The following is a 19,155-nucleotide window of genomic DNA, read 5'->3' as shown; positions in this document are numbered from 1 at the left end:
ATGGCACACATCAGCATGATAGGTATTATACTGAGGCACTGGGTGAGACTTCAATTGGGAATATGGATGCATGGAGACATTACTTAGAAAAGAGAGGGTGTCCCATCTTGCTCCAAATGGGACACACCGCGAATGCTTCCTTTCTACCCAAGGAGGTTTTTATATGCCTCTCCCAAATAAAGATTTGTAATGGCTATTCTTTATGACCCGATGACTGATGGGCGATCAGAGCGGCAACTTTTTTGTTCTTTGCTTCTATTTTTCTCACAGAGGATGGATGTTTGTGCCGCAGTTAGGACAGGTGGTTAACCTGGAAGCACATGCAGGGTGAAGCACTGCACCACAGGTGGGACACACAAATGCCTGGTTCACAACCTCATGAGGAATTGGATAGTTACAGCTTACACACTTTACAACAGGTGGTGGCTGAGGCCTCTCCTGTTTCGGCTTTTCCTTCTTCTTCGGTTTGAAGAGGAGAACAAAGTCGTCCCAGTAGTCTAGATATTTCAAGACCACAAAAAGAATTACCAATATTAGAGGAATCAACAACAGAAGGTACCAGTAATTTATGTGTGTTGAGATGAAGTAAGGTGTATTACTGCCACCAGAAGGCAATCTCACACTATTGCCTGCATTATCTCGCACCTCTATGTAATACTGGATTCCATCTAGAGTCACATCGTCCTTAGGGATAGTGGCAGAGTAGGTTTTTCCATCAGAACTTGTCATTCTTACATCCCTATAGGATCCCCAAGTCGGGTTTTTGTAATAAAGACGTGCGTCGGCAATTCCACTCCCAAACTCTGAAACCGTTATACTCACTTGAATTTCTTCTGAGTAGAGCCATTCTGTAATCTGGCCATGTTTTACATCAGGAGCGATGGTGTCTATTTTGAAGGATACATTTTTCACAGTTTCCTTGTTTCTAGCCACGTCAACGGAGTAGAAGTAAACTTCGTAAGAACCATCGTCGAAAGAGAGTTCAGAAACATATCTTGCCCAGTCCCCACTTGCACCAATTCTATAAAATGTCTCAGTAACGCCGGACGTATAGTCCTCAGGCATGAGTTTGAGAACAACTCTCCCAGTAAACCAGTTGTTTGTTCCATTTTTTCCTGAGATGTTGTACTGGGTGGTTGGGGGTGTAGAATCTATTTTGATGGTAATGGTTCGCACAGCCTCAATGTTGCCTGCAACATCTACCGCTCGATATTCGAGGATTGTGGTACCTTCAGTGCTCAAATAGATTTCATTTGTGTAGACCTGCCAATCATAGCCCTCGCCGAATCTGTATGCAATTTCGCTGATGCCTGAGATATCATCCTCGGCTGTGAGGTTCACAACGACATTGGAGATGTACCACCCGTATGCTCCGAGGTCGCCAGTCAATCTCACAGTGGAAAGAGGTTTCTGGGTATCAACATTTATCTGGGTTGTGTTTGTCGTTATCAGACCTGCTCCATTTTTCACTCGGCATTCAAATGTGTGCATCCCTGCAGAAATTTTTACACTAGAACTGTAGTTCTCCCAGGTGCCACCATCAATACTGTACTGGATCTCTGAGATGCCTGAAAGGTCCAAACCAGTGATGGAAACTGTGGCATTTGTGTTGTACCAGCTGGAGTATGTGAGATTTCCAGTGATATTTATAGTGACTTCAGGCGGTGTAAGATCGATTTTAACTGTCGTTTGTTTTACGCCCTCGTTGTTACCGGCATCGTCAATTGAATAGTATTCTAGGGTATAGATACCTTCCTCAGACACCACGAATTCCTGGGTGTAGAGCATCCAATTGTCTGAGGAATTCAATCTATAGTAAGTTTCGTAGACACCAGAACTGTTATCATTTCTGGTGAGTTTCACAGTTACCTCAGAAACGAACCAGCCTCCTTCTCCAGATGTGCCAGTTAGTTGGCATGTGGTATTCGGAGCGGTTTTGTCAATTTTAAAGGTTATACTTTTGGGTGTTTCTGGCCTCCCAGCAAAATCAATCGAATAAAACTCCACAGTGTAGTACGAATCGTTTGTGTAGGTTATGGGTCCAGTGTAAACTAGCCATTGGAGTGATGTGTTTAGTTTGTAGTATGTTCTGTTCACCCCAGAAGCCGTATCTGCTCCTTGGAGGGTAAGTGTCACGGGCGAGACATACCACTCGTTAGCACCTTGTGTTCCTGTGAGATACGCTTCAGTGCTTGGTGCAGCCAGGTCCACCTTAACTTGGACTGTTTTCGCGGTTTCCGTATTTCCCACCTTATCCTTAGCATAATAACTGATGTTATACCAGCCCTCATTAGATATTGAAATGTTGCCAATATATTCTTGCCAGCCTCCCGAGTTGATTCTGTAATATATTTTGTCCACACCTATTCCTGAATCAGTTGCAGAGAGGTTGACAGAGACCGCTGTTGTGTACCAGCCATTTGCTCCCATTGTACCAACAACAGTTGCAGTCGTCACGGGTGGTGTCGTGTCTATGAAGTATGTCACTTCTATCTTTGGCCAGTATTGCTGGATTCCGCAATCTGAGGAATAGAAGTATTTCCCGCTGCCCCAGTTTGTTTGTAGTGCCAGTCCAAAATTTTGAGCGGTCCCATAGACCCATTCTCTGAAAACTGATGTGATGTTCCAGGAATACCATATGGAACCCCCGGCTACATTTGTAGTTGATACTGCAGTGGAATCATAGTCAATTCCTGCAGCCATGCCAGGACTCTGCCAGCTATTACTCGAGTCCCTCACATACCATGTGGCGCCAATTGAGGAAGTGCCGTTTCCATATCCCTCTTCCCATGAACGGAGCATTTTGTAAGCTCCTATAGTAAGAGTTTCGCTAGGGTTTTCTGCATAATAGCAATACAATCTCAACGTTGCAGCAGTAATTACACTTCCAGAGGGCATTGAAATTGGGAAATTCAGAAGAACTTTTTCTGGATTGCTTCCATTTACTTTTAATGTGTTGTTAATCCCGTAGTTTAAGGTAGGGTTTGATTGAGATATGTAGGTATCTAACATATCTGCTGGTGTGGGCTGGATAACCATGGAATCTCGGGTGGAGTCGGACAATAGGTTTTCTTCGAGCGAAGTAGGACAGATGCACGCTGTAGAGAGGAGCGAGATTGTATTCGCTACAAAAAGAGCGCAGATTAGAAGTGCTGATTGGTATTTTCTCACATTCATTTTCTTCACCTTTTTATGATTAAGTCATCCTCTAAACCTAATATCCAAATGGTATATATATGTTTATTGGCATATAGAAAATCCCAAATATTCTTTGCGTCATTCCCCCTTGTGGAAAAGATACCCCTTAAAAACGTTGGTAACGCCAAGAAAAAGAAAAAAGCCGCCTATCTTTCTGTTGCGTCAAATACATTTTTAACTTTCTTTAAGCTCATAGTTGGAATCTTTTCTGGTTCTATCAGTATTATTTCAGAAGCCCTCCACTCCCTCAATGACCTTGTGGCCGCATTGATAGCCACCTATGCCGTCAGAGAAGCATCAAAACCTCCAGATAAAGAGCATTCTTATGGACACGGGAAAATAGAGAGCGTCTCTGCCCTTCTTGAGGCCTCCCTCATAATTTTTGCAGCAGTCTTCATAATCCACGAGGCAATAGACCGTATTATTTTGCCGAGAGAGATAGTTTTTATGGAACTGGGCATTGGCGTGATGCTTGTTTCCACAATCCTTAATATCCTCGTCTCTCTCAACCTGAAAAAGGTGGCAAGAGAGACATCTTCGGCCGCTCTGGAAGCAGATGCAGCCCACCTGAGTGCAGATGTCTACACCTCGCTTGGCGTCTTTCTCGGGCTCTTGGTGATAAGAATAACAGGCCATGTAATTCTCGACCCCATCATTGCAATTCTGGTGGCAATCTACATCATAAAGATAGGTGTAGAATTGGTTTTGAAGGCATCCAAGGAGCTTATGGATACGGGGCTGAGCAGAGCGGAGGAAAAGAAAGTGATGGAGATTGTCAACTTGCACAAAGACAACTTTGTTGAATACCACAAATTCCGTTCTAGAAAATCAGGGAGTGAAACTTACCTTGATATGCACATCGTTGTTGCCAAAGACCAAACAATTCAGGCTGCTCATGACCTCGCAGACCATATTGAGAAAGAGATTGCAAGGGAAATCCCAGGTACCCATGCAATGGTCCACATTGAGCCATGTGACGGCAAATGCAATGGTTGTAATCAAGTTTCGAGGTGTAGCAAAAAAGCACAAAGCTAAGGTTAATATATTACAAACTCATTTCCACACGGAGATGGTAAAATGGACCTATTGATAATATTGCTGGCAGTGGTGTTGATTTTGGTTGTGCTTGCGATTGCAGCAAGCGGTGTGAAAATAATTGCACCTTATGAACAAGGGATAAAGGTAGTTCTGGGCACTTATCGTGGGATTATGCACTCAGGTGTCAATTTTGTTGTGCCACTTATTACTGATGTCATTCGAATGGACTTGAGAACCCAGGTGCTAGATGTTCCGAGACAGGAAGTTATTACTAAAGATAACTCTCCCACAAATGTGGACGCAATAATTTACATAAAGGTAATAGACCCGAAAAAAGCGTACATGGAAGTCACAAACTACAGAATTGCCACAGTTGCATTAGCCCAGACAACGCTTAGGTCTGTGATTGGAGACATGGAGCTGGATGAAATTCTTTACAATAGAGCAAAAATAAATGCAAGGTTGAGAGACATTTTAGATGAGGAAACAGACAAGTGGGGCGTTAAGGTTGAGGCAGTTGAAATCAGGGAGGTTGACCCTGTTGGACCAGTGAAGTCAGCAATGGAAGAGCAGACCGCTGCAGAACGACAGAGAAGGGCAGCAATCCTCCGTGCTGATGGTGAGAAACGCTCTGCAATTCTTGTGGCTGAAGGTAAGAAGAGAGCGAAAATTCTGGAGGCAGAAGGTATTAGACAGTCAAGAATTCTGGTTGCAGAGGGCAATCGTCTTGGGACTATTCTGGAGGCACAGGGTGAAGCCCAGCGGCTCCGCATTCTTTCTGTCGGGGCTCTGCCACTTGACCAGAAATCCCTCACTGTGCTTTCCCTTGAGGCAGTGAAGAAACTAGGTGAAGGGGCATCTACAAAGTTCATAATTCCATTTGAGGTGACAAAACTCGTGGAAGGGGCCGCAGAATATTTAGGAATGGGTAGGAAGGTGCCAGAACGGGAACCACTCAAAGTTGAGGAAATTGAGAAGACAGTTGGAAAGGTTGACGACATTCTTGGTCCAATTCCGAAGCACTCCGAGATAGAGAGCGAAATCAGTGAACTTGATAAGGAATTTAAGAAAGAAGCGGAGCAAACAGATATGCTTACCAAGACAGGGGCTGACAAATTCCGAACGCCAGATGAAGACATTACTGAAAAAAAGGTGGTTAAGAAAGAAAGGGTAGGCTAAATCTCCTTTTCTATCTCTTTCACCACTATTTCTGTAAATTCTCTAGTACCTATGTTCCCACCAATGTCCATTGTTTTAACACCTGAGGCATAAACATTGCTGATGGCTTTGCGGATGCGTGCTGCCTCGTGCTCCATTCCCAGGTAATCCAGCATCATTGCCCCTGAGAGTATCATAGCAGTAGGGTTTGCTTCATCTTTACCAGCAAGAGAGGGAGCGCTCCCATGCACTGGTTCAAACATGGCATAGTTTTCTCCAAGGTTTGCAGAAGGTGCAAAGCCGAGGCCTCCAACAAGTCCAGCAGCCAGATCTGAAAGAATATCTCCGTAGAGATTCAGGGTGAGAATAATATCAAAGTTCTCAGGAGAAGTGACAAGGTTAAGGGCACATGTATCTACATACACCTCCTCTGCCTCTAAATTTGTACCGTGAACTTTTGTCCTGAAAATTTCTGCGAAAAGCCCATCCGTCTTCCTGAGCACATTACTCTTGTGCACGCAGGTAATTTTTTTCCTCCCATATTTTCTAGCATAACCCATGGCAAAGTCCACAATCCTTTCTGATGCCTCTTTTGTCACAATTTTTGCAGCCACCGCATAACTGCCATGAAATTCTTCAAGCCCCACATATAAGTCCTCAGTGTTTTCTCTTATTATTACTAGGTCTATCTTTCGTTTATCTGGAATTAATGAGCACACGGGACGCACATTTGCATAAAGTTTCAGGCCCTGGCGAATGGCGAGTAATGGAGAGCGATAGTCGGGTGTTGGAGGTGTAGTTATGGCCCCAAAGAGGCAAGCATCTGTGTGCTGGAGCAGATGGACTGTTTCCTCAGGTAAGTATTTACCACATTTCCTATAAGCATTCATCCCTATCTCCGCAGGAACAAATTTCAATTTGTTGGTTACACTTTCTAGCACTTTAACACAGGCCTCCATTACCTCGGGTCCAATGCCGTCCCCAGGAATGACGCAGATCTGTCGCATGTTATTCGGATAGATTGGACATATTTATAGTGGTTGTTGAAATCTGTTCCGAAAGAATTAAAAATCACACATGTATTCTGCTCTTCAAGCCCTGGTAGTGTAGTGGTCTATCATCTAGGCCTGTCGAGCCTGGGACTCGGGTTCGAATCCCGACCAGGGCGCTTTTCTTCAGAACATGAAGGTGATCAAGCACATCGCTGCAATTGCAGGAAACGTTAAGAGGAGAAAATTATCGTCTAGATAGTAGTTTTTTTGTGTTTCGCAAAGAATGCCAACAACTGCAGCAACCAAGCTTATGAATAGGATGTTAATCATGGAAAGATTAGAAAGGTATGATAGAAAGGAAAGGAAAATGAGGAAATACACAACGAATCCTATCTCAGGCACAAACTTGAAGTTATTTCTCCTAAGTTCACCCATCAAAGGGTCCACCCAGGCAGTAGCAACCACAACCGGAATCCCAATAAAATAGGGACACATAACATAGCAGATGAAAAGTCCGATTGCGGACCACAAAACCGCAGAAAACCTGTATCTCTCATAGGGCCTAATCCCTGGAATCTCCCAACCTCTGGTCACACGAATGTATTCAAATTCAAAAACACAGATGAGAGATACGAGCATCGCATAATTTTTATCCAGTGGTGAGAAGAAAAGTGTTGATGGAATAAGATAATAAATCAAGGTGAGTTGTAATCCAATAATGTGCACTCCTCTGCGAAGCAAGTGATAATTAGGTTCCACAAATGCGTTTAGAGGGTTCTTGTATATAACCCTTCACAAATAGTCATACTTTCTTGCCATTTCCTCAAGTTTAGCAATCCTTTTCTCTATTGGAGGATGTGTGGATAGTAAGTTTACAATGGTGCTAGCACTGAACGGATTGACGATAAAAAGTGACGAAGTTGCTGGGTTTCCAGTACTCAATGGTCTCCTGTGAACGCCTTTATCAAGTTTTCGCAGAGCATCTGCCAACGCAATTGGGTTTCTTATCAATTTAGCACCTGTAGCATCCGCTTTGTATTCTCTAGCCCTAGAAATCGCAAGCTGGACAAGCATAGCAGCGATTGGCAAAGTGATTGCGGCAAGTACCGCAAGGGCGAGCACAACTATGTTTACCTCCCTGTCTCTTCTTCCCCCATAAAACATAGAGTAGAACACAAACCTCGCAATAATGGATATTGCTGCTGCGATTACCGAGGCAATTGTCATCACAAGAATGTCTCGATTTTTGATGTGGGCAACCTCATGGGCAATCACACCTGCAAGTTCCTTATCGTTTAACAGATATAGAATGCCTTCTGTCACAGCCACGGTTGCGTTTTTAGGGTTTCTACCGGTTGCAAATGCATTTGGAGTTTGAACTGGGACTATTGCCACCCTGGGCATAGGGATGCCTGCACGATTTACCACATCTTCAACGATTGAAAACAACCTAGGATATTCATGTCTTTGCACGATTCTAGCTCCGTAAGACCAGAGTACTATTTTGTCACTGAAGAAGTAGGCAAACAGGTTGATAAAGATTGCCAGAGCAAGGAATAGGAATACAAATTCGATAGAGTTACCAAGGAAATACCCTGCTATATAGCCAATACCAACGAGCAGCCCTGTGAGAAGTATGAAAAGACCAGCAGTTCGTAATTGAGGGTTCATGATTTATAATTTAGAATTGAATTACTTAAAATTTTTGGAGATTGCAAACTTCTTCGGGAGCGAAACTTTTATTTGGTATGGCACAATTCGGGATAAATAGTGGTAAGATGCGGACATACATAACTCTCCAACTTCACTCCGATGGAGCTACCTTTTCAGAAGTAGCCGACTTGTTAGAAGGTCTTGGATTCAAGCCAGTTAAGGGCTACTATGATTTTGTGTACGAATGGGATAGAAAGGCCACTGTGAAGGACTCACTCTGGTTTGCAGATAAGATTCACACTGCTCTGAAGGGCAAGAAAGTTTATTTTAGAATCGAAACTGTAGAATAGGGCTCACATAATCCTTTTTACTGTGATCGGAATCACGCCTTTTTCAAATTCTGCCTCTGCAATTTTTACAGGGTCTATCTCGCCTTTTGGTACATCTATCAGCACTGGTGCACCCATTGAAATCTGCAAAGCCCTCGCCCCTATTATCCTTGCTTTTTCAAACCTCGTATATTTCATCATTTTCATCATCTCCGCTTAAGTTAGAGTAGAGGGAAATTAAAATCATTTTTTGGCTTTCGTTTTCGTGCAACTTCTTGATCTTGTTCTTTCCGATCTCCATCGCTGTATTTAGAATTGCGACGAGAGACTTCTCTTCCTCTTGAAGTTCCCTTATTTCTTCCTGAATATCTTGAATAAGTTTACGAAGCTCCCGAATGCTTTCTTCTCCCTCCTCACGCCCAATTTTCTCAAGTCGGTTGAGGTATTTCTTATGCTTCTCTGAGATTGCATTTTCATCCAATTCTGGCACAAAATAAACCTCGTCAAAAAGGTTGGGCTGGAGCGATATCCATACCACAAAGGAACGTGTTGGAAAGTAACATTTTCGTCTTGGACCTTCGTGACTCTCCTCTTCTACGCATTCTACAATTCCATACTTTTCTAGAATTTTTATGTGTTTCATCACAGCTTGCTGGGTTGTGCCAAGTTCCCTCGCAAGTTGAAGAGTGTAACGTTTCCCTTGGACTATTTTGCTCAAGATTTTTCTACGGAGCGGATTGTAAATCAGCATTAAAAAGTCATCAATTGTGAGCTCTTTTTTCTGTTTTGGTTCCATAGTAATTAACCACCCATTTATAACCTCTATTTAAGGGTTACTACCTTGCTACGTTTCATTATCCTTCTTATACCTTTATCAATCTCAACAACTGCAATCACAGTGGAAGAGACAAGCAACACAATAAGCCAATCACTTAACGAAAGAGCAGTAGTTTTGAACACAGCTTGAAATGGTTGGAAGTAGATTAGTGCTAGTTGAGCAATCACAGCACCCATCAAACTGAAAAAGAGGAATTTATTGCTTAATACAGGTATTCTGAAAATGCTTTCCCACTCAGAGCGTGAATTCCACACCTGGAAAAACTGGAAGAATACCATTGTTGTGACTGCTAAGGTTCTGGCGTGCTCTATGTTGTCACCCTTAGCTAAAGCAATCTGGAACACGAGGATAACTCCAATTGAAATGAGGGTTCCCACAATAATCGTTCTGGCAATTAGCACATCATTCATTATTGGCTCTTTTGGATTATTGGGTGGTCTCTCAACGACATCCTTTTCCCCCGGCTCGAAAGCCAGAGCAACATCTTGGAGTCCATTTGTCACTATATTTATCCAGATTAACTGGACTGCAATATAAGGAATCGGTAAGTTAAGCATCATTGCAAAAAGGATTGAGAGCACGGCCGCTAAGCCTGTGGGAATCAGGAAAAACACAACCTTTCTTATGTTGTCGAACACGACTCTTCCCTCCCTTACGGCATTGAAAATGGTTGCAAAATTGTCGTCTGTGAGCACAATGTCGGCTGCCTCTCTAGCAGCATCCGTGCCAGATTTGCCCATAGCTACTCCTACATGAGCGGCTTTCAAAGCAGGTGCATCATTCACACCATCACCAGTCATCGCCACTATGTGTCCATGCTTCTTGAGTTGCTCAGTTATTCTCAATTTGTGATGTGGAGAAACCCTTGCATAAACTGACACTTCTTCTACTACTCTGAACAGTTCATCATCACTCATTTTATCCAGCTCGGCCCCAGTGAGTACCTTTGCCTCCTTACCTCCAATCTCTAGCATCTCTGCAATTGCTTTGGCTGTGATTGCATGGTCACCAGTAATCATCACTACTCTAATCCCTGCTCTTCTGCATCCTTTTACCGCCTCGATTGCTTCAGGTCTTGGAGGGTCGATCATTCCCTGTAGTCCAGCAAACACGAAGTTCTTTCTCAGTAAAGAACTGAGCAACTCGTCTGAAATCTTCGTTACTGTCCCAGGTACATGTGCATATGCGAATGCTAGCACTCTCAATCCATTTCTTGCAAATTCCTCAGTTATTCTCACAATTTTTTCTCCCTCCACATCCTTTCCGCTACAATCCCTTTCACAAAAGGCCAGCACTTTCTCTGGTGCACCTTTGATGTATATCACATTCTCATTCTCCTCTTTATGAAGGGTAGCCATGTATCCTCTCTCTGACTCAAATGGAACTATAGAGAGCAGTGGCGATTTTTGTCTTTCTGCATCCAGCTTCAGTCCTGCTTTCATAGCTGCGATTAACAGCGCCCCTTCCGTTGGGTCTCCATCCACTGTATAGTTTCCATTATCCTCCTTCAGATTTGATTCGTTGCAGAGTATACCAATTTTCAAAACGATTCTCAAGTACTCTTCGCTATCTGGATTCACCCTCTTCCCATCGCTCAAAATTTTTCCCTCAAGATTATACCCGCTTCCAGTGATATCATAGATTTTACCGCCCGCATACACTTTTTTCACCGTCATCTCATTTTTCGTTAATGTGCCTGTTTTGTCAGAACAAATCACCGTAGTGCTCCCGAGAGTTTCCACAGATGGAAGTTTTCTGATAATTGCATTTCTTTTTGCCATCTTTGCCACACCTATTGCTAGAGCTATTGTTACCACTACAGGCAAACCCTCAGGGATTGTAGCTACAATTGTGGCAATTGAAGTGAGGAGCATTTCCTTAAATGTTCTCCCAGTGAGAATCCCATATACAAAGAGAATAGTGACTGCCCCCATGACTAGGATCCCAAGCTTCTTGGTAAAATCTGAGATTTTTTTCTGCAACGGAATATCTCCAGTTCTTACCTCCTTTAAACTTCTAGCAATGCCTCCGAGCACCGTAGCACTCCCTGTGGCGACCACAACGCCCTTCCCTCTCCCATGTACCACTACCGTGCCCATGAAGGCCATGTTCTTCTGGTCTCCCAGAGCTAAATTTTCTACAATAATTGGCTCTGTTTTTTTCTCCACCGGGTAGGATTCACCAGTGAGCATCGCTTCATTAATTTTCAATTCTAATGCCTCAACCAGCCGCATATCTGCCGGAACTTTGCTGCCAGAAGAAATGATAACGATGTCCCCAGGAACAACTTCCTCGCTTGAAATCACAATCTCTCGCCCGTTTCTTATTACTCTAGCTTTTGGAACCACCATTTTCTGCAAGGTCCTTATGCTCTGCTCTGCCTTCGATTCCTGGATATATCCAATGACTGCATTCAATACTACAACAAGAAAAATCACAAAAGCGTCCACAAACTCAGAGAGAATAAGAGCGATTGCACCCCCTACGAGGAGGAGATAGATAAGAGGGCTTGCAAACTGATGCAGAAAAATTTTGAACATGCTAGTCCTTTCTTCTTCTGGTAGTGCATTTGGACCAAACTTAGCTAGTCTCTTCTTTACTTCTTCCGATGTGAGGCCTTTTTCAGAGGAGTCTAAACTCTTTACAACTGTCTCTGCATTTAACGCATACCATTTTTGTACAGCCATCAAATCTGAAATCAGTTAGAATATATAATAGTAATGTCAACAAAAAATTTTTCAGGTGCTCATCTTTCTGGTCTTTCAGTAATTCCCACCAGATGTTCCATCCCATCAAAATGACTGCAAAAAATCCTGTAATAGAAAAGCTCCTCCTTGTTTCTCACAAATCTCAGCTCTTTTCTCGCAATCTCAAATTCCCTGTCTGAAATCTGGTTTTCCACATACTCCTCAATTGCAAACATTGAGCCAGCACCATCTGAAAATTTCCGTTTCTCCCTGTTTACGATGTAATCTGGCAACCCTGCTTTTTCAATCGCCCTCCTCAAAATCCATTTCCTCACACCATTCTGGATTTTATATTCTGATGGAATTCCAAAGGCGAATTCAACAAGCGGGAGATGGAGGAAAGGCACTCTGCAATCAACACCATGAGCAGCAAACATCCTGTCATCACGCTGGAAGGCATTGTTGTGGGCAGTGTGAAGCAGTTTCCTGAGTTCAGAGTTGAGGTTTCCAGGAATGTTCTCAAGGTAGGAGTAGCCAGCAAAGAGTTCATCTCCGCCCTCACCAGAAAGCAAGGTTCGAACATGCTTCGCTGCCTCCCGCACCACAATGTAGTTTGGAATTGCACTTCTCACGAGAGCAAAATCAAAGGATTCAAGATGATAAATTACCTCAGGGAGCACATCCAGCATCTCTTTGAGCCCGTATTCCACCACAGTGTGCTCAAGCCCGAGTTCTGACGCAAGTTTTTCAGAGAGCAAGGCATCTTCACTTCCAGCTTCGAACGCAGCCACGAATGTGTTGAGTTTCTTTATTCGCTTAGATGCTAAAAACACAATTGCGGCAGAATCGAGGCCCGCACTGAGCAAAGCTCCTGTGTCCTCGGAAAGATTGTAAGCGACTCCCTCATTCAGCAACCTCAGAATTCCAGAGATGCATTCCTCGGCACTTATTTTCTTTTCTCCTGTCCTCAGCACATAATACCTTTCTCTCTGGATTTTTCCGTTCTCCCAGAGAATAATTTCTCCTGGCTTCACAAACTCAACCCTTTCTGCGTCCAGCCCCTGGAAGCACTTTATTTCGGAACCAAAATATAGCTTTCCCTCGCTCAGAGCAAAATACATTGGCTTAACTCCAAAATGGTCTCTGAAAAGAATGAATCTCTCGCCTGCAAAAAACCCGGCAAAACTGCCTGGAATATTCCTCAAACACTTATTCCTCAAAGCCATTGCAAGTTCTTCTGGTTTTGCGGTGCCATCAACACCGCACAAAATGCCAGATTTTTCAAAAAAAGGCGCATCTGCAGATTCATGCCTGCAAATACCCACAACCAGGTTTTTGTCTGAAAAAACCGTCTGTTTTTTTCCCCTGTGGTTAATTTTCTGCAGCATTCCCTTAACTACCTCTTCATCCTGCGAGCCAACAACACCAGTAATGCCTGTCAAGCTTCTCACCCCGTAATCCTTCTAATCCTGTCTCTTTCCGAAACTGGTACCCCTGTTTCAGGGTCAACGGAAACACAGGCACCATTGATTATTCTGGTCACATCCCTGCCAGGAACACATTCTCTTCCCTTTAACTGTGGTGCATCCAGATATCCAAACTTCACTGCCTTTACAATAACATCTGGATTCGTAAGTGAGACTTCGCTCCCATCACCCAGGGTTTTTATTGCATCAAGCAACACAGCTACCTCACTCTTAATCTTCTCCTTTCGCTCCTTGACATTCCTATCAGTGCTAAAGTCGGGTAATCCAAGCAATGCATTTTCTATCGCGCCTCTGGCAATTTTGCAACTCTCTATAACCTCATCTGCAATCGCTGCGTGGTCTCCTTCAGAGAAACCTACAACATGCACTATGTGGGGCTTGAGTGTCATTGCAAAGAAAACAGAGGAAGCCATTTGTCCTTTGGCAACTGCAAAATCTGCTGAAAGGCTTGCAAGTCCAGTGCGTACCATCCTGAAGACTACAAAATTCTCATCAGCAAGCGACTCCACAAGTTCAAGCTTCGCAAGCATCTTTGCCAGATCCATAGCGGGAGAAATTCCAGGTGGTGTGTTAAACATATATTGCATCACATAGTGCTTCACTCCCAGCTTTTTAGCAATATAGCTTGCGATGTAGCCAGTTGCAACCTCAATCACATCAGAACAATACCTCAATGCCCATTGATGGGATTCGTTTACCTCAACTGGGATTCCGTTCTCAGCATGCCACTTAATCACAGCCATATTCTCAACAATTGCTTCTCTCAACCTTCTCTTACTCCTTCCATCCAGTTCGCTATACCAGCAAATCGGAATTGCACCCCAAGCATTATTGATTCTTTCCTTCAACAACTTTGCCCAGTCCATAAGATGTGTGGTTCCACTGTAACAGCGCACAAGTGGAAAATTCCCCTTTCTGCTTGCCTCATAAATTGCACTCAAGTCCTCTGGCTTCCTCAACGGCACACCGCCTGCACCATCATGGGTTTTATCCATTTTTTCTGGTTCAAAGAAAAATTCCTGTGCATTCTGATCTGGGCCAATTGAAAGAATGTCCAGCACCTCCGCTTCAGCAATTTTCCCAGCACCCTCCACAGTTTCCTCAAGTGTGGGTCTTCCAAAATGGTGCCTGATAAGGGGCATGGGATAGCTCTCTGAGATTCGTTCAGCGAGTGTCTGGGCTCTGGGTTTTTTAGCCATACCTTGAGCCACACCTTTAAGAAAGGCAATTATGTCGATCGGGCTTTCTTTTGAAAATACCTTATCAAATGCACCTGATGCTTTTGCCATTTCTGCAACTGAAGGTGTGCCGCCAAAAATGAACATGCATGGTAATTGCATCCTTTCCCTTGCATCCTTAATCTCCCTGAAAATTAGTTCAGCAGATTCTGGTGTGAGACGATAACTCAATGCCACGATATCTGGCTTTTCTCTTTTACAGTAATCAATTATCTTTTCCACAGGGATGCACTGACCAAGAAACTCGGTTTTATAGCCAACCGAGGCAGCAAGTTCAAGAAACCTATGCAAGCCCATCACATGGATGCAGTTTCCAAGCGTGGCACCAACAATTCTCCGCATCTCAATACCTTCCAGTTGTGATGTACATTCTCATCTTTTTCACACTCATGTTTTTAACACCCATCTTTTCCAGTGTTCTCCCCTCCTTCCTGAAATCTGTGCCAAGGAGTTCAGAGGCAAGGGTGATCATTGCACTGATAACAGGTGTCTCAATACCTGTGAGTTTTCCAAATTCCTCCATAGGCACAAGGCTGTATGGCACATCTTCGTAGAGATATCTATGATGAAGGGTTCTTGGTGCTTGGACACCGCGGTAGGCCGGATTTCCAATTATTGCCTCATACAGTGTTCTTCCCGCACTGTCATACGAAAGATAGAGCCATTCCCTTGCGGTGTGGACTCTGATTCCAAGTGCCCTTGCAATCTTCACCCTCTCGTTGTCCATTCCCTCAAGGATTCTGGATGTTGTAGGGCCTACACCTTCTATGTAAAACTCAAAGTCAGATTTCTCATCTTCTATTCTGGAGGCATTGAGTAATGTGATGCCTGGATGAAAAATAGCACCAATGTTATCAAAACTTGTCTCCAGCACATTGCTGGATGGCACAAATTGTGGAAAAATTTTGTTGATTATCCTCAATGCCTCAGGTGTTCTGTAACTCGGGAGTGTCGCACACGCCACTGTGTTTTTAATCTGGAATATGTGGGCTTGTGCTACATCTGTATGCCTGGAAACATAAATCAGTGTTTGAGCTTCGCCCACAATCACATCTGCAGTGCACTTCTTCGCCTTCAAAATGTTTACAAATTCAAGGGCACCACCTGTTCGACCAGGGTTGAGAATAACAATTTGCCCATCTTCAAGAAAAGGGGCACAGTGCTCTGCATAGTAGGCATGACCAGGTGCAGGCACCACAACCATTATCAGATCTACACCTTCCAGACATTCTTTTAGATTGTGCGTTGCGTACACATCTCCAAAGCCCTGTAATACTCCCTGGAGTTCGATTTTTCCGCCCCGCTCCTGAATAGCCCTTATTCTTTCTTCGTTTCTCGTATAAATTCTTGTTTCAAAACCCATCATTGAAATGTGGGCAGCCATTGCAAGCCCACCATGTCCTGCACCAAGCACAGCAACCTTTGGTTTCTCTGCATTAGATTTCCTCCTTCTCTTTCCCTTCATCAACAACACCTTCCTCTACATCATAACCTCATTTTATATAAAACTTCGCAGGAAATCTTGCTTCAGTGGGCCGGGGCGGATTCGAACCGCCGACCTCCACGTTGTAAGCGTGACATCATAACCACTAGACTACCGGCCCGAGGGCAGACGACCAAATACTTGGTTAGATTTATTATTTACTCTCTTCTCCTGTCTTCTCATGCTTTTTCACATTCCCGCACTATCCTTATTTACCTCCTCCCATTATTCATGTTCATGAACCAATCCAAGAAATTAGCTATCGTAGGAGGAGGTGCAGCAGCTCTCTCTGCGGCCATGAATGCAAGGAAAGAAAATCGTGAAATCCAGATTACAATGTTTTCAGACGAAAAAGTGCTTCCTTATTCGCGATGCGGCCTTCCATTTACAATAGATGGTGAAATTGCAGATGCAAAAAACCTCATTACCCAGAAGGATAACTTTTTCAAAATCATTAAGGTGAGTACGAGATTGAGATGTAGAGTAACTAGCATAGACCCAGAGGCAAGAAAAATTATATTTATTGATGAAAGCCAAAAGGAAAATTCTGAGAATTATGATGCACTTATTCTTTGCACAGGTGCGAAACCGGTACTGCCAAAAATTCCCGGTATTGATAAAAAAGGGGTTTTTGCACTTCGAACGATAGAAGATGCAATCAATATAAATGCGAGAGTAAAACAGGCGAAAAGAGCTGTTGTAGTGGGTGCTGGCTTAATAGGACTGGAAACTGCATATGCATTGAAGAAAGCTGGAATTAATGTGTGTGTGATAGAATTACTCGAGAGTGTTCTCAAGCCCATACTCGATGAAGACATGGGAAAACTTGTCAAGGAAAAAATTGAGAAACATGGAATTAAGTTTCATTTAGGCAAGAAGGTTACAGCAGTAGAAGGCGAAGAAAATGTGAGCAAAGTAATAGTGGGAACTGAAGAGTTTCCATGTGACATTCTTGTCTTTGCTACAGGAGTAAAGCCTGATGTAGAACTGGCAAAAAATGCGGGCATTGAGATTGGGGAGACGGGAGGCATAAAAGTTAACGAGAGAATGGAAACAAATAAGAAAGGCATCTATGCGGCCGGAGATTGTGTTGAAACACTGCACAGGGTTACTGGTAAACCAGTGCTATCAATGCTAGGCACCGCAGCGGTAAGACAGGGGAAGGTTGCAGGAGTGAACGCAGCTGGAGGAAATGTGTGCTACCGTGGAACACTGAATGCAACGGTGAGCAAGGTTTTTGATACAGAGATAGGATTTGTGGGGATTACTGAATGGCAAGCAAGAAACATAGGGATGGAAACAATTTCTGTTGCTGTCCCCTGGAAAACACGCGCCGAGTATTTTCCTGGTGCTAGCGAGATCAAACTTAAGCTCGTGTTTCTAAAGGAGAATCTGAGGCTGATAGGGGGAGAAGTTGTTACAAATGAGGGTGCGACTGGCTATGTGAACTTGCTTTCATTGGCAATAGATAAGGGGTTAGGTGCAAGTGATTTAGTACATTTGGACACTTGCTACTCTCCACCAGTTTCTGATGTCTGGAATCCTGTTTGCATAGCTGCAGAACTTGCGTTAAAGAAAGCGTAGAGAAAAGTTTTTAATCTGAAAAAAGGTTAGGCATGAGGGATTGCAATGCCGCGATTATTTGGTACGAACGGAATTCGAGGCGTGGTAAACGCAGACATGAACATTGAGTTAGCATCAGGGATTGGTAGGTCTGTTGGTAGCTTCCTCGGTGGAAGTGGAAAAGTTGTTGTGGGCACTGACACACGAACCTCAAATGAGATGCTGAAGGATGCTCTGATCTCAGGTATACTATCAACAGGCTGTGATACAGTAGATGTGGGAATTGCACCATCTCCTGCAATCCAGTATGCTGTGAAAACTGGCTTCGGAACTTTTGGTGTGATAATCACAGCATCACATAACCCTCCCCAGTTCAACGGAATAAAATGTATTGATGCAGATGGAACAGAGTTGGGGAGAGATAAGGAGGAGGCAATAGAGAAGATTTACTTTGAAAAGAAATTTGTTGCAAAACCCTGGAACGAAATTGGCAAACTTTTGACGAGTAACGGTGCTAACCAGAACTACATAGATGGAATTATAAGCAAATGCGATCTGGAGGCGATAAAAAAAGCAAAGTTGAGTGTTTTATTGGATTGCTCAAACGGGGCCTCAAGTTTTACTTCTCCTTACTTGCTCGAGAAACTTGGGTGCAGAGTAATCTCGCTCAATTCTCATCCTCAGGGTACATTTCCGGGCCATGAGTCCGAGCCAACACCCGATAATTTAAAAGATACAATCAAGATTGCATCCGCATTGGGTGCAGACCTCACAGTGGTGCACGACGGAGATGCAGATAGAACAATATTCATTGATGAAAAAGGGCAGTACATTTATGGGGACAAAAGCTTGGCACTGATGGCGAGGGAAATGGTGAAAGCTAGAAACGGTGGACTTGTTGTTACGCCAGTGGCAACTTCTCTCTGTTTTGAAGATGCAGTTAAACCATATGGAGGCAAAGTGCTGTACACTCGGGTAGGAGCACCAATTGTAGCTAGGGCAATGATAGAGCACAATGCAGTATTTGGTGGAGAGGAAAATGGGGGGATGATATTCCCAGAGTTTCAGTATTGTAGAGATGGAGGTATGGCTGCCGCAAAAATGGTGGAAGTGCTAGCAAAAACAGGCATGAAACTCTCTGAACTCATCGATTCCTTGCCAAAGTATGCTCAAGTGAAGACAAAGGTTGAGTGCCCTGATGCAAAAAAGGAGGTAGCATTAAAAAAGCTCGTGGAATATTACAGAGATGAGAAGGTTGACACTACAGATGGTGTAAAAATTATGTTTGACAAGGCCTGGGTGCTTGTGCGACCTTCTGGCACCGAACCTATTTACAGAGTGTATGCAGAAGCTGAAACCATGGAGAGGGCAAAAAAGTTGAGCGAAGAAAATAAAAAGCTGATTGAGGAAATAATAAAGAGTGTTTAAACCTAATTCGTTTAAATCCTAATTCAAAACAAGAATCAAAATAAAAAATAAGGTAAAAAATTT

Annotated in this window: 15 protein-coding genes and 2 tRNA genes; 6 read left to right on the top strand and 11 right to left on the bottom strand. The window is 43.5% G+C overall.

Annotated features, from left to right (window positions below):
- Nucleotides 1–264: 264 nt before the first annotated feature.
- Nucleotides 265–3,177, bottom strand: coding sequence for a DNRLRE domain-containing protein (locus QXD64_06525; GenBank protein ID MEM3396969.1), 2,913 nt, complete (start codon nucleotides 3,175–3,177; stop codon nucleotides 265–267).
- Between the two features lie 111 nt (nucleotides 3,178–3,288).
- Between QXD64_06525 and QXD64_06520 the strand changes: the two genes are divergently transcribed.
- Both QXD64_06520 and QXD64_06515 read left to right on the top strand, forming a co-directional pair.
- On the top strand, nucleotides 3,289–4,233 hold the full coding sequence (locus QXD64_06520; protein ID MEM3396968.1) for a cation diffusion facilitator family transporter: 945 nt from the start codon (nucleotides 3,289–3,291) through the stop codon (nucleotides 4,231–4,233).
- A 42-nt stretch (nucleotides 4,234–4,275) separates the two neighbouring features.
- The gene (locus QXD64_06515; GenBank protein MEM3396967.1) at nucleotides 4,276–5,415 is read left to right on the top strand and encodes an SPFH domain-containing protein; all 1,140 of its coding nucleotides are present in this window, start codon (nucleotides 4,276–4,278) and stop codon (nucleotides 5,413–5,415) included.
- On the opposite strand, the gene QXD64_06510 is transcribed toward QXD64_06515, so the two are convergent.
- On the bottom strand, nucleotides 5,412–6,401 hold the full coding sequence (locus QXD64_06510) for an isocitrate/isopropylmalate dehydrogenase family protein (GenBank protein ID MEM3396966.1): 990 nt from the start codon (nucleotides 6,399–6,401) through the stop codon (nucleotides 5,412–5,414). The two genes, QXD64_06515 and QXD64_06510, sit on opposite strands and share 4 nt — an antisense overlap.
- An 88-nt stretch (nucleotides 6,402–6,489) precedes the next feature.
- Between QXD64_06510 and QXD64_06505 the strand changes: the two genes are divergently transcribed.
- Nucleotides 6,490–6,562: transfer RNA gene (locus tag QXD64_06505), tRNA-Asp, on the top strand.
- 7 nt (nucleotides 6,563–6,569) lie between these two features.
- Here the strand turns inward: QXD64_06505 and QXD64_06500 are convergent.
- A complete protein-coding gene (locus QXD64_06500) occupies nucleotides 6,570–7,145 on the bottom strand; it encodes a hypothetical protein (protein MEM3396965.1) in 576 nt (191 codons plus the stop codon).
- 33 nt (nucleotides 7,146–7,178) lie between these two features.
- A complete protein-coding gene (locus QXD64_06495; protein ID MEM3396964.1) occupies nucleotides 7,179–8,057 on the bottom strand; it encodes a zinc metalloprotease HtpX in 879 nt (292 codons plus the stop codon).
- Between the two features lie 107 nt (nucleotides 8,058–8,164).
- Between QXD64_06495 and QXD64_06490 the strand changes: the two genes are divergently transcribed.
- Entirely contained in the window at nucleotides 8,165–8,389 is a 225-nt protein-coding gene (locus tag QXD64_06490) for a hypothetical protein (GenBank protein MEM3396963.1), read from the top strand.
- 3 nt (nucleotides 8,390–8,392) lie between these two features.
- On the opposite strand, the gene QXD64_06485 is transcribed toward QXD64_06490, so the two are convergent.
- From QXD64_06485 to QXD64_06455, 7 genes are all read right to left on the bottom strand, one after another.
- Entirely contained in the window at nucleotides 8,393–8,569 is a 177-nt protein-coding gene (locus QXD64_06485; protein MEM3396962.1) for a DNA-directed RNA polymerase subunit K, read from the bottom strand.
- Nucleotides 8,547–9,164: a helix-turn-helix domain-containing protein gene (locus QXD64_06480; protein MEM3396961.1), complete on the bottom strand. Its 618-nt coding sequence runs from the start codon at nucleotides 9,162–9,164 to the stop codon at nucleotides 8,547–8,549. The genes QXD64_06485 and QXD64_06480 overlap by 23 nt, the downstream gene beginning before the upstream one ends.
- Nucleotides 9,165–9,190: 26 nt before the next feature.
- Nucleotides 9,191–11,893, bottom strand: a complete 2,703-nt coding sequence (locus tag QXD64_06475) for an HAD-IC family P-type ATPase (GenBank protein ID MEM3396960.1) — start codon at nucleotides 11,891–11,893, stop codon at nucleotides 9,191–9,193.
- Nucleotides 11,894–11,952: 59 nt separating this feature from the next.
- Nucleotides 11,953–13,335 carry an asparagine synthase-related protein gene (locus QXD64_06470; GenBank protein ID MEM3396959.1) on the bottom strand — a complete coding sequence of 461 codons (1,383 nt, stop codon included), beginning with the start codon at nucleotides 13,333–13,335 and terminating at the stop codon, nucleotides 11,953–11,955.
- Between the two features lie 5 nt (nucleotides 13,336–13,340).
- On the bottom strand, nucleotides 13,341–14,960 hold the full coding sequence (locus QXD64_06465; protein MEM3396958.1) for a cobalamin B12-binding domain-containing protein: 1,620 nt from the start codon (nucleotides 14,958–14,960) through the stop codon (nucleotides 13,341–13,343).
- A 1-nt stretch (nucleotide 14,961) separates the two neighbouring features.
- Nucleotides 14,962–16,083, bottom strand: a complete 1,122-nt coding sequence (locus QXD64_06460; protein ID MEM3396957.1) for an NAD/NADP octopine/nopaline dehydrogenase family protein — start codon at nucleotides 16,081–16,083, stop codon at nucleotides 14,962–14,964.
- 66 nt (nucleotides 16,084–16,149) lie between these two features.
- Nucleotides 16,150–16,222: transfer RNA gene (locus QXD64_06455), tRNA-Val, on the bottom strand.
- Between the two features lie 116 nt (nucleotides 16,223–16,338).
- Between QXD64_06455 and QXD64_06450 the strand changes: the two genes are divergently transcribed.
- Nucleotides 16,339–17,685 carry an FAD-dependent oxidoreductase gene (locus tag QXD64_06450; GenBank protein ID MEM3396956.1) on the top strand — a complete coding sequence of 449 codons (1,347 nt, stop codon included), beginning with the start codon at nucleotides 16,339–16,341 and terminating at the stop codon, nucleotides 17,683–17,685.
- A 45-nt stretch (nucleotides 17,686–17,730) separates the two neighbouring features.
- On the top strand, nucleotides 17,731–19,092 hold the full coding sequence (gene glmM, locus QXD64_06445; GenBank protein ID MEM3396955.1) for a phosphoglucosamine mutase: 1,362 nt from the start codon (nucleotides 17,731–17,733) through the stop codon (nucleotides 19,090–19,092).
- Nucleotides 19,093–19,155: the final 63 nt, after the last annotated feature.

It is taken from the genome of Thermoplasmata archaeon (assembly GCA_038874435.1).
Lineage (GTDB): Archaea > Thermoplasmatota > Thermoplasmata > Lutacidiplasmatales > SKW197 > SKW197.
This window is presented reverse-complemented; position numbering and strand designations above follow the sequence as displayed.

What these genes read in the sequence shown, in the direction of transcription:
- QXD64_06465 (MEM3396958.1), bottom strand. Translation starts at nt 14,960, where the DNA reads ATGCGGAGAATTGTTGGTGCCACGCTTGGAAACTGCATCCATGTGATG.
- QXD64_06510 (MEM3396966.1), bottom strand. Translation starts at nt 6,401, where the DNA reads ATGCGACAGATCTGCGTCATTCCTGGGGACGGCATTGGACCCGAGGTA.
- glmM (MEM3396955.1), top strand. Translation starts at nt 17,731, where the DNA reads ATGCCGCGATTATTTGGTACGAACGGAATTCGAGGCGTGGTAAACGCA.
- QXD64_06480 (MEM3396961.1), bottom strand. Translation starts at nt 9,164, where the DNA reads ATGGAACCAAAACAGAAAAAAGAGCTCACAATTGATGACTTTTTAATG.
- QXD64_06490 (MEM3396963.1), top strand. Translation starts at nt 8,165, where the DNA reads ATGCGGACATACATAACTCTCCAACTTCACTCCGATGGAGCTACCTTT.
- QXD64_06485 (MEM3396962.1), bottom strand. Translation starts at nt 8,569, where the DNA reads ATGATGAAATATACGAGGTTTGAAAAAGCAAGGATAATAGGGGCGAGG.
- QXD64_06450 (MEM3396956.1), top strand. Translation starts at nt 16,339, where the DNA reads ATGAACCAATCCAAGAAATTAGCTATCGTAGGAGGAGGTGCAGCAGCT.
- QXD64_06475 (MEM3396960.1), bottom strand. Translation starts at nt 11,893, where the DNA reads ATGGCTGTACAAAAATGGTATGCGTTAAATGCAGAGACAGTTGTAAAG.
- QXD64_06460 (MEM3396957.1), bottom strand. Translation starts at nt 16,083, where the DNA reads ATGAAGGGAAAGAGAAGGAGGAAATCTAATGCAGAGAAACCAAAGGTT.
- QXD64_06525 (MEM3396969.1), bottom strand. Translation starts at nt 3,177, where the DNA reads ATGAATGTGAGAAAATACCAATCAGCACTTCTAATCTGCGCTCTTTTT.
- QXD64_06495 (MEM3396964.1), bottom strand. Translation starts at nt 8,057, where the DNA reads ATGAACCCTCAATTACGAACTGCTGGTCTTTTCATACTTCTCACAGGG.
- QXD64_06515 (MEM3396967.1), top strand. Translation starts at nt 4,276, where the DNA reads ATGGACCTATTGATAATATTGCTGGCAGTGGTGTTGATTTTGGTTGTG.